Raw genomic sequence first — 14,115 nt, 5'->3', positions numbered from 1 at the left:
GACACAAAAAACGATTTCCGAAAACGTTTTTTTCTGCTACGCGTCGCTGCCATGGCCAAGACGGCCGCGGATATCAAAGACAGTCAGGAGTGCAGCAGATGACGACTTCACAGCCCGCGCGAGCCAAGATCGGAGCCGCACGTGCGGTCGTCCAATGCCTCAAGCTCGAAGGTGTGGAGTTCATCTTCGGCGTACCTGGCGGCCAAACGCTCTCGATCATGGACGCGCTCTATGACGAGCCCGGCATCCGTTTCATCACGACGCGCGATGAGCGTGCTGCCGCACATATGGCCGACGCCTACGGCCGTCTCACCGGCAAGCCCGGCGTCTGCCTCGCGACCACCGGCCCCGGGGCTACCAACCTGATCACCGCCGTAGGCGGTGCGCACCGCGATTCAAGTCCGGTTGTGGTGATCACCTGCAACAATCGGCGCCGGCACATCGGCCAGGACGATAACCAGGATGCCGATCACATCACGCTGTTTCGGCAGTTCACCAAGCTGAGCCGCTTCGTGCCGGACAGCGAGGGCATTCCGCAGGCGGTGCGCGAGGCCTTCCGTGTGGCGACGACCGGCAATCCCGGCCCCGTTCTGCTCGATTTCGCCCGCGATGCGGTCGAGGGCGGCGAGATCGCGTTCGAGCCGATCGACCCGCAGAATTACCGCTTCAACGAGCGCCCGGTCGCTCCTGAAGCCTCGATCGCGGCGGCTGCCCAGGCGCTGGCCGTCGCCAGGAAACCGGTGCTGTGGCTTGGTCGCGGCGCGATCATCGCGCGGGCCGGCGAGGCCGCGCTGAAGCTGGCCGAACTGCTCGGTGCGCCGATCGTGACGAGCTTCAACGGCATCTCTGCCGTGCCCGGCGACCACGATCTATGCTTTGGCCCGCGCAGCCGCTTCGGCACCAAGGTTTCCAAACACCTGCTGCAGGACTCGGATTGCATCCTTGTCGTCGGCAACAGCATGAATGCAGCGTCGACCTCGCGCTGGACGCTGCCGCTGACGCGGAACATCGTGCAGGTGGATCTCGATCCGACGATCGTCGGCCGCAACTACCCGGTCGCGGTGGGCGTGATCGGCGACGCCACAGATGCGCTGCGGCGGCTCGCGGGGGCTCTGCAGGGCAAGGTATCGGCCAATGCCGCCGCGCGCGCAGACTGGCTCGCTCAGGCCAGGCGGCTGCGGGAGGAGTGGCGCAAGGACGTCTTCGCCCCGGCCTACGCGACGTCGCGGCCGATCAAGCCGCAATGGGTCATGCAGACGCTCGGCGCAGCGATTGATGCGAACACGGTGATTGTTGCCGATGCAGGCAACCCAGGCGTCTGGACGCATATGCTGCCGATCAAGACGCCCGGCGCCTACATGAAGCCGGTCGGCTACGGAAACATGGCCTTCGGCCTGCCGGCTGCGATCGCCGCCAAGCTTGCCGGGCCGGGCAAGGACATCATCGCCGTCGTTGGCGATGGCTCGCTCGGCATGAGCATGGGCGACATGGAGACTGCCGTGCGCGAAAAGGCGCCGTTCACGCTGATCGTGATGAACGACATGGCGTACGGCAACATCAAGCAGGAAGAGCTGCACTTCCACGGCCAGCGCTACATCGGCGTGGATTTCGGCGACGTGGACTATGCAGGCATCGCCAAGTGCATGGGCGGCGACGGTGAGAAGGTTAGCAATCCCGGAGACCTGGCTGCCGCGATTGCCCGAGGCAAGGCCTCGGGCCGCTTCTACCTGATCGACGTCCGCATCGACGGAAGCGAGAACGTCTGGAAGGATCCGATCTGATGGCTGCAGCCGACCGCCGTGTTGTCGGGGATCAGACCCGCAACACCCGGTCGGTCGTGATGCCGAGCAGCCGTCGCGAACCGACGGCGTCGATGGCCGCCCAGTGATCGCCCGGCTTGAAGACATGCGTATCGAGCCAGACCCGTAGGGCCTGGTCCGACCGCGTCGCGTCGGCGATCGCGCCAAGCGCTGCGTGGTCCGCTTCGTAGCGGGTGTCGCAGGCGGCAGGATACGCGCCGTAAGGTGCTTCGACGACGCAGGCTAGGGCTTTGCCGGACAGAAATGGATCGGTCGGGCGCCGCGCGATAGCTTGGCGACTGACGATCTGCTCCACGGACACGATCACCTTTGTTGCGGTCTTCGCGAGCAGCAAGTCCGGGAATTCGGCTTCCCACTGATCCATGGCGAAGCGAACGTTGCCGTCCGCATCGGCCCATTGCGCATGCAGGAGCACGACATCCGGCCGCAATATGCGGAAATGGGAGTCCCACGTGCCCGATGTGAAGGGCAACTCGAGCGCGATGGCGCGGATGCGATCACGTGTCTCCATGTCATCGGCCGCGATACGCGCGCCGCAGCCTGCAGCGACGAGGAGTTCGAGCGCCAGGCTCTTGTCCCAGGACACCAGACGAAGGTCCTTGCGGCCCTGCCGGATGATCTCGCACGCCAGCGCCATCGGCGGCCTGCGCCCGGCGTGGCCGCCAAGGGCGACACAGTCGGCGTCACGAATGAGGCCGATTGCATCGGGGAGCGAAACGACTTTGGAGCTTATGGTCATGGACGAAATCCTTGCGACTCAGCGCTCGTCGCGACCGACATAGACCCCGTCGGGGTCGATGACCTCGCGCAACAGGCGGAGCAAATGAGTGTCGGGCTTCGGTTCGGTTTCGAGCGTTGGAGCCGCATCGATCGCAAAAGCGATGTGCTCCTGTACCTCGCCCAGAGTTACCCCGGGATAGAGCCGTTCCACGCGCATGCGCTTTGAGGCCGGATCGAAACCAACGACCGCGCGATCGCTGATCACCCTGACCGGGCCGGCCCCCGGCAGGCCCGCCGCTTCGCGTGCGCCGGGACCGGTGAGGAAGCCCGGTGTCGTCAGGTACTGCAGCTTCTCGACGAAGCGTTTGCGGTCGAGGCGCGCGATCACCACGAAGCGCTTCGCCATGCTGGCGATGTCGTTGGCGCCGCCGCTGCCCGGCAGCCGGACTCGCGGCCGGTCGTAGGGCCCGATCACCGTGGAGTTGAGGTTGCCGTAAGGATCGATCTCGGCCGTGCCGAGAAAGCCGATATCGACCTTCGCCTGCTGCAGCAGACTGAGGGCATAGAACGTGCCCGCGACCTTGGTAGAGCCGTGCACAAGCCGATAGTCGCCCACGCCGGTGGCGAGGTCGACAGGCTGGGGATCGATGATGCCGGATTCGAACACGAGGTTGACGCGCGGCGCGTGGGTCGCCTTGGCGAGATAGGCGGCCACCATGGGCAGGCCTGTCCCGATGAAGGCGGTGTCGCCGTCGCGAATCTCGCGCGAGGCGGCGACAGCCATGTATTCGTCGCGGCTGACGTCAGTCATGGCAGACCTCACGCAGGTAACCCAACGCGGGGTCGACGCGCAGGCGGAGCAGCCGGGACATCGTCAGGGCGTCCAGATAGGCATAATGATCCGGGAGGCCATGCACCCAGCGGTCGAGCCACGCCGTCGTGTCAGTCTCCGAGCGCGATGCGGCGTAATAGTCGGCAAGGTGAGGAGCGTCATGGTCGTAGTAGCCGTAGACTCCCGTCGGATGCGCGCCGTACGGCACATGGACGATCATGTCGACCATCAGCGCCGGCAGCAGCGTGAGTTCCGGTTGGCGACGGATGACGTCGGTGTCCACGATCTCTTCGACGGTGACGATCACCTGTCGCGCAGCGCGCGCCTGCTCCTCGATCACCGACATTGTCCCGAATAGCTGCACATTGCCGAGCCTGTCGGCGCGGGCGGCGTGAATGACGGCCACGTCGGGCTTGAGCGGAGAGACCGCGGTGACGATGCCGTTGCCGAAGGGCGAATCCAGGCGCTTGGCCTTGTGCGCCGCCGGCTCGAAACCGGAGACAGCAAGGATATCCGTCCCCGCCATCGCCTTCATCGGCATGAACGGCAGGCCGAGCCCCGCCGCCATCAGGCGCGACACCATGCCGAAATGGCTATGGTCTTCGACCTCGATGGTGCCCGCCTCCACCGCCTTTGAGAAACGCTGGCAGCGGCCGTAGCCCTCGAACATGAAGTTCGAGAAATAGACCTTCTCGAGCATGCCCGCGGCGGCCAGGAACTCGGCGACCCAGCATTCTGCGACGCTCATCAGCGTGAGCCGCGAGCGCCCTTGCCGGATGAGCTCGCGCGTGAAGGCGAGCGGCTGGTGGGAATGCGCGAAGCCGCCGGCGGTCAGCGATGCGCCGCTCACGACGGATTGCGCGGCCTCGGCCAGCGAGACGAGTTTCGACGGCGTTTGCGCCATGCTGGGGGTCTTGTCCGTGAGGCGCTCAGGCCGCCTCGATCCAGGTCTGGCGGGCGCCGGTGATCAGCGACACGATATCGTCGCCATCGACGGAGGCGGTCGGCACGTCGCCCACCTTGGTCCCATGCCGCAGAACCACCACACGGTGGCTCATCTCCATCACCAGCGGCATGTTGTGGCTGATGAGCACGATGGAGATGCCTTGTTCCTGCAGCTTCCGCACGGCGTCCATCGCTCGCTTGGTCTCCTGCACGCCGAGCGCGGCAGTCGGCTCGTCGAGCAGCACGAGCGAGGATTTCCATAGTTTGGTGCGGGCCAGCGCAACGGCCTGGCGCTGGCCGCCGCTGAGACCGGAAACGTTGGCGTCGGCGCGCGGCACGTTGACAGAAAGGCCCTTCAGCGCATGGTCAGCCGCCGCGCGCATGCTGCGCTTGTCCAGGAAACGCAGCGGAGCGATCCCCCAGGTCCTTTCCCGGCCCAGAAATATGTTGTCGGCGACGCTCAAATTGTCGCAGAGGCCGAGGTCCTGGTACACGGTTTCGATTCCCAGATTCCTCGCCACCTCCGTGGAGGAGATCGCGATAGGGCGGCCGTCGAACAGGATTTCTCCTCCGGTCGGCTGAATGGCGCCGGACAGGATCTTGACGAAGGTGCTCTTGCCCGCGCCATTGTCGCCGACGAGCGCGATGGTCTCGCCTTTACGGATGCGGAAGTCGACGCCCCGCAAGGCATGGACCGGGCCGTAGGATTTCCTGACGCCACGCGCTTCAAGAAGGGCCGCGCCGCTCATGCCTGGGGTCATTCGCATCCTCCGTGTCGGCCTGACAAGCCACGAAACGATTTCCGAAAACGTTTCTTGGTTTTGCAAGCTACACGTGCTATGACGCCGGGGTCAACTGCGGACTTAATCTGCTTGCGATGTGCGTTCTCTCAGGGTCTGAATCTGGACGAAGCCCGGCCGGCCGCTATTGCTGCCGAACGGTGCATGGGTGTCGGAGAACCTGAGACATGAAAGACAAGAAGCGCGTAACGATCAAGGATGTCGCCAACGAGTGCGGCATCGCCCTCTCGACCGTCTCCAACGCGCTGGTTGGCAAACAGCATGTGAGCGAGGAGACCCGGCGGCTGGTGAAGGAGACGGCCGAGCGTCTCGGCTATCGTGCGTCTGCCGTGGCCAGGGCGCTGCGGATGCAGCGCAGCTTCACCATCGGCGTCCTGATCGCGGACGTCGCCAACCCGGCCTTTCCGGATTTCGTCCGTGGCGTGGAGGACGTGGCGATCCGCGAAAAGTGCAGCCTGCTTCTCTGCAACACGGATGGCGATGAGGAGAAGCAGATCTGGCATATGCGCGCGCTGCTCGACAGCCAGGTCGACGGCATGGTGCTGATCTCCCAATACACGGATACGCCGCGCGTTCGCGAGCTGCTCGACTCGGGAACGCCTTTCGTGCTGGTCCAGCGGCGCAGTCCGCGCCACGAGGATGACTATGTCGGTTCCGACAATGTCGGCGGAATCACCCAGGCGGTCGATCATCTCGCCAGTCTCGGCCATACCCGCATCGGCTTCGTGCGTGGTCCGATGGACTCCTCGACCGCCGCCGAACGGCTCGAGGCCTACAAAGCCGCTGTTCGCCGCCTGAAGCTCGACCGGGACGCCGAACTCATCTTCAACGGCGACTACAATTTGCCGACCGGCTACGACGCCGGCCTGCGCTTGTTGTCTCTGCCCAATCGCCCCACCGCGATCATGGCCAGCAACGACCTGAACGCCATGGGCGTGATCGAGGCGGCCATGGAGCTCGGCATCAAGGTGCCGAGCGATCTCTCGGTTGTCGGTCTCGACGACATCCAGCTCGCTTCCTTCCGTCGCATCGATCTGACCACCATCCATCTGCAGAAGCGCACCATGGGCGCGGCCGCGGCGGAGATGCTTATGAAGCGGATCCGCAATCAGCGTCCGTCGCCGGCACGCGAGCAGATTTTCCCGACGGGCCTCGTGGTCCGCGGGTCCACCGCGCGCGCCCCCCAGGCGGCGGGCAGGAAGCGCAAGAAAGAAGCCGTATAATTCCAGTCAAGGAGAGGAAATGGCCGGTTCGCTTGAGGGGATCAAGGTCCTCGATTTGTCGCGCTTCATTGCGGGACCTGTTTGCGGAATGCTGCTGGGCGACATGGGCGCCGACGTCGTCAAGGTGGAGCGGGCCGGCAAGGGTGAGGATGCCCGGGCGATCGCGCCAAAGATCGGAGGCGAGAGCCTCTATGTCATGATGTTCAATCGCAACAAGCGCAGCCTTGCGCTCGACTATCGCAGCGCCGAGGGCCAGCAGCTCCTGCGCGACCTCGCCGCCAAAGCGGACATCCTGATCGAGAATTTCCGGCCGGGCACGCTCGAGAAGATGGGATGCAGCTACGAGGAGCTTTCCGCCATCAATCCGCGTCTGATCATGGTGCGCATCTCCGGCTTCGGACAGACCGGACCGCATGCGCAGCGCCCCTGCTTCGACGTCATCGCGCAGGCCATAAGCGGCCTGATGGAGATCACGGGCGAGGCCGGCGGTAAGCCGGTCCCTTCGGGCGCCTTCGTCGTCGATCAGGTGACCGGCCTCTACGCGACCGTCGGTGCGCTCGGAGCCTTGCAGGCGCGCGAGCGGACCAGACGAGGGCAGGTGGTTGACGCTGCGCTATTGGACAGCGCCGTGACCCTGCTGCTGACCGCCATTCCCGAGTACGCGCTGTTCGGAACGGAGGCCACGCGCAAGGGAGCGCGCGACCGCTATTCGGCGCCCGCCAACAACTATCGTTGCAAGGACGAGCGCTGGATTCACTTCAATGCCGGCAATGACGCGCTGTTTCCCCGCTTGTGCAAGGCGGCCGGTCTCGAGCACCTGCTCTCGGATGATCGGTTCGCCACGCACGCTGCACGTATGGCCAACGCTGACGCGATCGAAACCATCATCGCCGGCTGGATCGCCCAGCACCGCTCCGACGACGTGGTCGAGACGCTGGCGCGTGCCGAGGTGCCGTGCGGGAAGGTCGCCACCATTGCCGAAGTGGTCACAAATCCGCAGCTCAAGCATCGCGAGCAGATCGTCGATATCGCTTATCCCGACGGCAATGTGCCGACGCACGGGGTCACCGTGAAGCTCTCGGAGACCGCGAACAGCATCCGCCGGCGGGCGCCGTCGATCGGAGAGCACACCAGCGAGGTGGTCGCGGACTGGCTCGGCTGAAGTGAGCGCCGAACGCGCACGGGGCGGCGGCGCTGCCCCGTGGCACGTTCGTGCCACATTATTCGGGGGCGCTCAAACCCGCATCAATACGCCGCGTGGATCAATCACCTCGCGCAGCAGGCGTAACTCCTCGGGCAACGGTTGCTCCGTGACGGGGATCTTTTCGGGAATGGTCGGCGCGAAGCCCATGCGTGAGCGCACGTCATCGAGCGTTACGCCCGGATGCAGCGAACGCAGGCGCATGGCGCCGTCGGTCCCGAAGTCGAAGATGGCCTTGTCGGTGACGACGAGCGCCGGGCCCGGCCCTGGCAGGCCAAATTCCCGACGCGGAGTGCCCCGCACCCGGTGGCCGACGCTGGTCACGAAATCGACCTGCTCCACGAACGTACGCTTGTCGAGGTCCACCACGATGATGGGACGGCGTACAAAGGCCAGATGCTCGGGCTGGGCGAGGCAGCCGACCAGCCGTACATCCGGCTTTGCATAATCGCCGATCGCGGTGATGTTGAGATTGCCGTGGCGATCGACCTGCGCCGCGGACTCGAACGAGACGTCGAAGCGGCCGCGGCCAAGCATGTCGCATTTGAAGCCCGTGTCGGCCGGGCAGGCCGCGGCATGCCAGCGCGTCAGGCTGTCCTGGCGGAGGTTGTCGGGCATGCTGGAAAGGTCCGGATCCAACAGGTTGCCCCAGTAGACCGTCGCGCCGGGCGCATGGCGCAGTTGCGCGAGGCGACACGCGGTGAGCGGGATGCCGACGGCGAGCGTGAAGGCGCGTCCGTTGGTGCCGACGCCGACAAAGATCAGGTCGTCATCCCTGATTTCGCGCGCAATGATACAGGCTGCGAGTTCGTTGACGGTGAAGCCGGTGGCGGTAAGCGTGTTCATGCGTCAGCCCTGCTGAACGGAAAGGGACGGGAGGCGGGCGGAAGCGCCGCTGGCGTGAAGGTACTCGTCGTGAGTCCGTGGCGTGCGGACGAAGCGGTCGAGATAGCTCGCCATGCCTTCGGGGGTCTTGGCGTGCTCGAGGTAAAGCCGCAGATGCTCTTCGTCTTCGTCGTAGATGGAGTCGCAGGCCGCCGGATGCGCGCCTTGCGGGACCTCGACGATGGCCTCGACCCACTGTCCCGGAATATAGGTGAGGGTCGGCTGCGCCTTGACCTGCTGGTGCGGAACGATCTTCTCGACGGTGACGATGAGCCGCCTCGCACCGCTCGCCATGAGCTGGTCGATGTCGTCGCTGTCGCGCACGACGGGCCACTGCACGTTGCCGTAGCAGTCGCCGGCGTAACCGTGAATGATGGTGAAATCGGCGTCGGCTGCGGCGACTGCATGGAGCTTGTCGCCGCTGAAGGGGCAGGTGATGGGCCGGATTTGCTCCGGATTGCGCGCCGCCATGTCGGAGCCGAGCAGCGAGCGAACGGGCATGAAGGCGAGCCCCGCTGCGGCCGCGCGGAAACGCGCCACGATCGCGCATTCGGAGAAGTCGCGCGCCGTGATGGTCCCGCTCTGGACGCCGCGCCTGAAATTGGGCGCGAGGCCGTGGCTGAACATCCCTGCATAGATGCCCTCCCAGCGCCGGATCGCGCCCGCTGCGGCCAGCATGTCGGTCGCGGTGGTGGTCGCCCACGTGACCAAGGTGAGGTCCTTGATCTCGCGGCGGATCAATTCGCGGACGGCCGCATTGGGCTGGCGCCGCAGCAGACTCCCGCCGATCGCCAGCGTCGCGCCGGACGGGATCGGGGCCAGCGCGGCCTCGAGTGAAACGAGCTTGTTCTTCATGGCGGCTCCCGGCACCGTGAGGCGGACCCCACAAAATTTCACAACGTGATCGGCCGCCAGATTGCATTTTCAGCTTGCGCGTCCGATACAAAAACGTTTTTATATCGATCATACACCGCGCGACAAGTCTCAAAACTGTGGAGACGCGGGTGAGATGGAGGAAATACTTGGCGCCGGTCCCGGCTTTTCTTGATGTTCGCGGTATTTCGAAGTCGTTTCCCGGCGTGGTGGCGCTTGATCAGGTGTCATTGCTGGTCGAGCGCGGTGAAATACATGCGCTTATTGGAGAAAACGGCGCCGGAAAATCGACCCTGATGAAGGTCCTGGACGGAATCTACACGCCGGATGGCGGCGAAATCTTGCTGGATGGCCGTCCGGTGCGGATTCCGGATCCCTTCGCGGCGCTCGAGCTCGGGATCAGCATGGTGCATCAGGAGCCAAAGCTTTGCAGTCCTTTGTCCATTTCGGAAAACGTTTTTATGGGACGCCTGCCGCTGGCGGCCTGGGGACGGGTGGATTGGGCCGAAGCCGATCGCAGGACCGCCGAATTACTGGAGCGTGTCGGCCTCGATCTCAATCCGCGTACCCCGGTCGAGGCATTGTCGATCGCGCAGCGGCAGCTCATCCAGCTCGCCAAGGCGCTCGCATTCAAGGCGCGCCTGATCATTCTCGATGAGCCGACCGCGAGTCTCACGCCGGTGGAGGTCGATCGCCTCTTCACCATCGTGCGGAGGCTGCAGGCCGATGGCGTCAGCTTTCTTTATATCTCGCATCATCTGGACGAGATTTTCCGGATCGCCTCGCGCGTCACCGTCCTGAAGGATGGCCGCAGGGTGACGACCCTGGACGTGGCGTCGACCAGCAAGGATGTGCTGATCGGCCTCATGGTCGGGCGTGATCTTGGCGAGCGCTTCCCCGCCAAGGGGAGGGTGCCCGGCAAGCCGGTGCTGGAGGCGCGGGAGATTTCAGGTCACGGCTTCAGGGACGCAAGCCTGACGTTGTGCGCCGGCGAGATTCTCGGCCTCTCCGGCCTGGTCGGCGCAGGCCGAACGGAGCTGGCGCGCGCCCTGTTCGGTGCAGCCCCGATCTCGGCGGGGCGCATCCTGATCGACGGAGAACCGGTCGTCCTGCGCAGCCCGGCGGACGCGATCAGAAAGGGCGTGTCCTACATCGCCGAGGATCGCCGCGACGGCCTCTTCATGCCGCTTTCGGTTCGCGAGAACATCGCGTTCGCGGCTCCGGAGAAGCACAGCCGCTTCGGCGTGCTCAACAGCCGCAAGCAGGCCGAGCAGGCGCGGGCGTTTATCGGCCGCCTCAACGTGCGGACCCCTCATGCCGAGCAGCCGATCGCCGTGCTGAGCGGCGGCAACCAGCAGAAATGCATCCTTGCGCGATGGCTCCTCAAGGGCGTGCGCGTGCTCATCCTTGACGAGCCCACCCGCGGTATCGATGTGGGCGCCAAGCGCGAGATCTACGCGCTCGTCGATCAACTCGCCCGCGAGGGAATTGCGGTCCTGCTCATCTCCTCCGAACTGCCCGAGATCCTGGGCATGGCCGATCGCGTGCTCGTCATGAGCGACGGGCGGATCACCGGCGAAGTCGAGGGCGACCGTGCGACGGAAGAAAGCCTGCTCGCTCTCGCCCTCCCCGCTCAATCCATCAAGCAAGAGCTTCACGCATGACCGACACCGCCATCACGGAAGGCGCGGCCTCTCCCAAATCCGCCAACTCCGGTTACAACCGGGCCCTGGGCTTGCTGGTGCGTTACAGCAACGTGCTCGCACTCGTGCTGCTGCTCGTCGTGGCGAGCCTGCTGTCGCCGTACTTCCTGTCCTCGCGCAATATCCTGAATGTGTTGCGCGGGGCGACCATGATCGGCCTCGTCAGCATCGGGATGACCTACGTCATCTTGAACCGGGGAATCGACCTCTCGGCCGGCTCCATCGTCGGCATTTCGGCCGCCTTGACGGCCGGCTTCGCGCACTACGGCGTGGGCGCCGCGGTGCTGGTCGGGGTCGCGGCGGGGGTCGCGGTCGGCATCGTCAACGGGCTGCTGATCACGCGTCTGCGCCTGCAGCCTTTCATCGCGACGTTGAGCACGATGATCTTCGTGCGTGGCCTCGTCTACATCTATACGGAAGGCAGCAACGTCATCGTGCGCGATGCGTCGGCGGCCTTCACTTTTCTCGGGTCCGGCTTCATCGGGCCTGTTCCGGCGCCGGTGGTGCTGTTCGCGTTCGTATGGCTGATCGCGGCTGTGACGCTCCGCTACACCGTGTTCGGCCGCGCCGTCTACGCCGTCGGTGCCAATGAGGAGGCGGCTCGCCTCTCGGGCATCGCAGTCGAGCGCAACAAGGTGCTCGTCTACACGGTGAGCGGGCTGCTGGCGGGTCTTGCGGGCGTCGTCCTGGCGAGCCGCCTCACTGTCGGCGAGCCCAATGCCGGCACGCTCTATGAGCTCGACGCCATCGCAGCCACGCTGATCGGCGGCACCACCTTCGATGGCGGCGTCGGCGGTGTCGGCGGCACGGTGCTCGGCGTGCTGATCATGGCGTTCCTATCGAACGTCCTCAACCTGCTCAACGTGTCACCTTATTCTCAGATGCTGCTCAAGGGCGTGATCATCGTTCTGGCGGTCGTCATGAGCGAATGGAGAAAGCGGCGCTGAAGCCCGCAATTGGAGGAGAAATCATGACCCACGACGGAGCGCGGCGGGCGAACCGCCGCGACATCCTCAAGCTCGGCGCCGGCGCTGCGGCGCTCGCGTCCGGCGCCATCTGGGGACAAGACTCGTTTGCGCAGGCCGTGCAGGGAAAGACCGTCGGCTTCACGATGTCCTTCTCCAACACCGAGTGGATCAAGCAGCAACAGGCAGGCATCGAGGAGACCGCCAAGAAGTACGGTCTCAAGACCGTCGTCTATGATGCCAACGACCAGCCGGCCAAGCAGGTCCGCGACATCGAGGATCTGCTCGTCCGCAACGTCGACATCATCATCATCTCGACTTACTACGCCGAGGCGATCGCGCCCGCGGTCAAGCAGATCAACGAAGCCAAGATTCCGATCGTGGTACTCAGCTCGCCGCTGGCCCGCGGCGTTGATTTCGCGTGTCACCTCGCGACCGACACCATGGCGACCTCGCGTTCGGCCGGCGAGTACTACGTCAAGAAGCTCGGCGGCAAAGGTCTGATTGCGCAGATCGAGGGCAAGCCTGGATCGGTAATCAACCAGCAGCGCGGGAAAGGCTGGCGTGAAGTCATCGAGAAGCATCCGGACATCAAGATCATTGGCCACATCGTCGCCAACTACGACCGCACCCAGGCCATCAAGGGCATGGAGGATCTGCTCCAGGCCAACAAGCAGATCGACGCGGTCTACTGCCATAATGACGACATGGCTCTCGGCGCTGTGCGCGCCGCCAAAGAGGCGGGGCGCAAGGACCAGATGTGGTTCACCGGCTATGACGGTCTCACGGTCGAGGCACTGGAAGGTATCTACAAGGGCGATCTCGACGGCGTGTGGGAGTATCTTCCGTTCGGCTCGGAGGGGATCGAGGCCGCGGTGCAGATCCTGCGCGGCAAGCCGATCAAGAAGACGATCGCCTTCGATTCCCCGCTGATCACCAAGTCGAATGTGACCGAGTGGTATGACCCGGAGAGCCGCAAGCGGAAGGTCCTGCCTTCACGCCTGACCTTCTGATGCTCCGATCCCGGACTCCGGCCGGGGTCCGTTGTTTCCTTGCATTCGGCCGAAGCCGCAGCCGGCCGCCGTTCGCGCAGCAATCGAAGAGCGCTTCCAGGACGTGACCATGACCCAATCGACCGCCGCACCGAACCCCTGGCGCGATCTGACCGACCCTCGCCGGGCCGTGACCGTAGATGACCTCGAAGCCGGCCTGAAGGAGCCGGTGTTCGAGAACCTGCGGATCCCGGAGGAACTGGGGCCGGTGACGATCACCATCGACGATCACAAGATCAAGCGCTTCGCTTTCACCCAGGACGACTATGGTGCCTGGTACCTGCGGGGCGAGAGCCCGTTCGACGGTGCGCGCATCGGTCATCCGGCGCTGCTGGGCAATGATCTCGTCCAGCTCTTCACTACGCGTTATCGTGCCAGCAAGACGGTGGGTTTCCACACCGAGGAGCAGATCTGGTTCGATAGTCCGGTGAAGCTGGGCGAACGCGTGACGCTCTCCGGCCAGTATGTCGAGGCCTATGAGCGGCGCGGCCAAGGCTATGTGGTCATGGAAGCCCAGGCGACCGCCGAGGACGGGCGCAGCATCGTCAGACACCGCGGCGTCGAGATCCTGCGCACGGTGCCGGGTCTCATCGCCGGCCGCGGCAGCAGCAAGACCGAACGCAGCGTGACGGGAGAGGTTGCGGACTGTGCGCGGCGGATCGAGAAGGCCGGTAGCGATGTGGCTGTGGGCGACGTGTTGACGCCGCTCACCAAGGTCTTCACAGCCGAGCAGACCGCTGTCTTCTCGCGCATCGGCGAATACGTGCGCAATACGCACAACGATCTGCAGATTGCCAAGAAAGGCAAGCTGCCGACCCTGATCGTGCAGGGCCAGCAGGAATACGGCGCCGCAGCGGAGCTGATGGCGCGGGTGTTCGGCGCAGCCTGGTTTACCAAAGGCTGGCTGAAGATGAAATTCATCAACACGCTGCAGGTGTTCGATCCGGTGTCGTTCTCGGGCGTGGTGACGGCTGTGGGCACGCTGGCCGATGGCGTGCGTGTCGTCGAGCTCGAGGTCTGGGCGCGCCGCGCATCGGATGCCAAGCTCACCGCGGTCGGCTGGGCGTCGTGCAGGTTGCCAGCCTGACGGTTTCTT

General features: G+C 64.8%; 13 protein-coding genes. 7 read left to right on the top strand and 6 right to left on the bottom strand.

Features of this window, described 5'->3' with window-relative positions:
- Nucleotides 1-98 precede the first annotated feature (98 nt).
- Nucleotides 99-1,781, top strand: a complete 1,683-nt coding sequence (locus tag AC5ZG1_RS07785; RefSeq protein WP_496132470.1) for a thiamine pyrophosphate-binding protein — start codon at nt 99-101, stop codon at nt 1,779-1,781.
- Nucleotides 1,782-1,812: 31 nt separating this feature from the next.
- On the opposite strand, the gene AC5ZG1_RS07780 is transcribed toward AC5ZG1_RS07785, so the two are convergent.
- The 4 genes from AC5ZG1_RS07780 to AC5ZG1_RS07765 are packed head-to-tail and all read right to left on the bottom strand — an operon-like array spanning nt 1,813 to nt 5,078.
- The gene (locus AC5ZG1_RS07780; RefSeq protein WP_496132469.1) at nt 1,813-2,559 is read right to left on the bottom strand and encodes a hypothetical protein; all 747 of its coding nucleotides are present in this window, start codon (nt 2,557-2,559) and stop codon (nt 1,813-1,815) included.
- Between the two features lie 18 nt (nt 2,560-2,577).
- Nucleotides 2,578-3,351, bottom strand: a complete 774-nt coding sequence (locus tag AC5ZG1_RS07775) for a CoA-transferase subunit beta (protein ID WP_496132468.1) — start codon at nt 3,349-3,351, stop codon at nt 2,578-2,580.
- Entirely contained in the window at nt 3,344-4,276 is a 933-nt protein-coding gene (locus AC5ZG1_RS07770) for a CoA transferase subunit A (RefSeq protein ID WP_496132467.1), read from the bottom strand. The genes AC5ZG1_RS07775 and AC5ZG1_RS07770 overlap by 8 nt, the downstream gene beginning before the upstream one ends.
- Before the next feature lie 25 nt (nt 4,277-4,301).
- Nucleotides 4,302-5,078: an ATP-binding cassette domain-containing protein gene (locus tag AC5ZG1_RS07765; protein WP_496132466.1), complete on the bottom strand. Its 777-nt coding sequence runs from the start codon at nt 5,076-5,078 to the stop codon at nt 4,302-4,304.
- 206 nt (nt 5,079-5,284) lie between these two features.
- Here AC5ZG1_RS07765 and AC5ZG1_RS07760 point away from each other — a divergent pair, with 206 nt between their 5' ends.
- Together AC5ZG1_RS07760 and AC5ZG1_RS07755 are read left to right on the top strand one after the other, a co-directional pair.
- On the top strand, nt 5,285-6,340 hold the full coding sequence (locus tag AC5ZG1_RS07760) for a LacI family DNA-binding transcriptional regulator (protein WP_456643769.1): 1,056 nt from the start codon (nt 5,285-5,287) through the stop codon (nt 6,338-6,340).
- Between the two features lie 19 nt (nt 6,341-6,359).
- The gene (locus AC5ZG1_RS07755; protein ID WP_496132465.1) at nt 6,360-7,502 is read left to right on the top strand and encodes a CaiB/BaiF CoA transferase family protein; all 1,143 of its coding nucleotides are present in this window, start codon (nt 6,360-6,362) and stop codon (nt 7,500-7,502) included.
- A gap of 72 nt (nt 7,503-7,574) precedes the next feature.
- Here AC5ZG1_RS07755 and AC5ZG1_RS07750 read toward each other — a convergent pair whose 3' ends face one another.
- Nucleotides 7,575-8,387 (bottom strand): CoA-transferase subunit beta, encoded by an 813-nt coding sequence (locus AC5ZG1_RS07750; RefSeq protein WP_456643771.1) that lies wholly within the window; start codon nt 8,385-8,387, stop codon nt 7,575-7,577.
- A 3-nt stretch (nt 8,388-8,390) separates the two neighbouring features.
- On the bottom strand, nt 8,391-9,281 hold the full coding sequence (locus AC5ZG1_RS07745; RefSeq protein WP_456643772.1) for a CoA transferase subunit A: 891 nt from the start codon (nt 9,279-9,281) through the stop codon (nt 8,391-8,393).
- Between the two features lie 167 nt (nt 9,282-9,448).
- Here AC5ZG1_RS07745 and AC5ZG1_RS07740 point away from each other — a divergent pair, with 167 nt between their 5' ends.
- From AC5ZG1_RS07740 to AC5ZG1_RS07725, 4 genes are all read left to right on the top strand, one after another.
- Nucleotides 9,449-10,963, top strand: a complete 1,515-nt coding sequence (locus AC5ZG1_RS07740; RefSeq protein ID WP_496132464.1) for a sugar ABC transporter ATP-binding protein — start codon at nt 9,449-9,451, stop codon at nt 10,961-10,963.
- Nucleotides 10,960-11,949 (top strand): ABC transporter permease, encoded by a 990-nt coding sequence (locus AC5ZG1_RS07735; RefSeq protein WP_130223198.1) that lies wholly within the window; start codon nt 10,960-10,962, stop codon nt 11,947-11,949. Before AC5ZG1_RS07740 ends, AC5ZG1_RS07735 begins: the two co-directional genes overlap by 4 nt.
- A gap of 23 nt (nt 11,950-11,972) precedes the next feature.
- Nucleotides 11,973-12,980, top strand: a complete 1,008-nt coding sequence (locus AC5ZG1_RS07730) for a substrate-binding domain-containing protein (RefSeq protein ID WP_456643774.1) — start codon at nt 11,973-11,975, stop codon at nt 12,978-12,980.
- A gap of 109 nt (nt 12,981-13,089) precedes the next feature.
- On the top strand, nt 13,090-14,106 hold the full coding sequence (locus AC5ZG1_RS07725; protein WP_456643775.1) for a hypothetical protein: 1,017 nt from the start codon (nt 13,090-13,092) through the stop codon (nt 14,104-14,106).
- The last annotated feature ends 9 nt before the right edge of the window (nt 14,107-14,115 follow it).

Source organism: Bradyrhizobium sp. Leo78 (assembly GCF_059512425.1).
The sequence above is the reverse complement of the archived record's forward strand: the minus strand, read 5'-3'. Positions and strand labels throughout refer to the sequence as shown.

Bases quoted from the DNA above. Each gene is read 5' to 3' on its own strand.
- AC5ZG1_RS07730 (WP_456643774.1), top strand. From the start codon at position 11,973: ATGACCCACGACGGAGCGCGGCGGGCGAACCGCCGCGACATCCTCAAG.
- AC5ZG1_RS07765 (WP_496132466.1), bottom strand. From the start codon at position 5,078: ATGACCCCAGGCATGAGCGGCGCGGCCCTTCTTGAAGCGCGTGGCGTC.
- AC5ZG1_RS07770 (WP_496132467.1), bottom strand. From the start codon at position 4,276: ATGGCGCAAACGCCGTCGAAACTCGTCTCGCTGGCCGAGGCCGCGCAA.
- AC5ZG1_RS07735 (WP_130223198.1), top strand. From the start codon at position 10,960: ATGACCGACACCGCCATCACGGAAGGCGCGGCCTCTCCCAAATCCGCC.
- AC5ZG1_RS07780 (WP_496132469.1), bottom strand. From the start codon at position 2,559: ATGACCATAAGCTCCAAAGTCGTTTCGCTCCCCGATGCAATCGGCCTC.
- AC5ZG1_RS07775 (WP_496132468.1), bottom strand. From the start codon at position 3,351: ATGACTGACGTCAGCCGCGACGAATACATGGCTGTCGCCGCCTCGCGC.
- AC5ZG1_RS07725 (WP_456643775.1), top strand. From the start codon at position 13,090: ATGACCCAATCGACCGCCGCACCGAACCCCTGGCGCGATCTGACCGAC.
- AC5ZG1_RS07750 (WP_456643771.1), bottom strand. From the start codon at position 8,387: ATGAACACGCTTACCGCCACCGGCTTCACCGTCAACGAACTCGCAGCC.
- AC5ZG1_RS07755 (WP_496132465.1), top strand. From the start codon at position 6,360: ATGGCCGGTTCGCTTGAGGGGATCAAGGTCCTCGATTTGTCGCGCTTC.
- AC5ZG1_RS07760 (WP_456643769.1), top strand. From the start codon at position 5,285: ATGAAAGACAAGAAGCGCGTAACGATCAAGGATGTCGCCAACGAGTGC.
- AC5ZG1_RS07785 (WP_496132470.1), top strand. From the start codon at position 99: ATGACGACTTCACAGCCCGCGCGAGCCAAGATCGGAGCCGCACGTGCG.
- AC5ZG1_RS07745 (WP_456643772.1), bottom strand. From the start codon at position 9,281: ATGAAGAACAAGCTCGTTTCACTCGAGGCCGCGCTGGCCCCGATCCCG.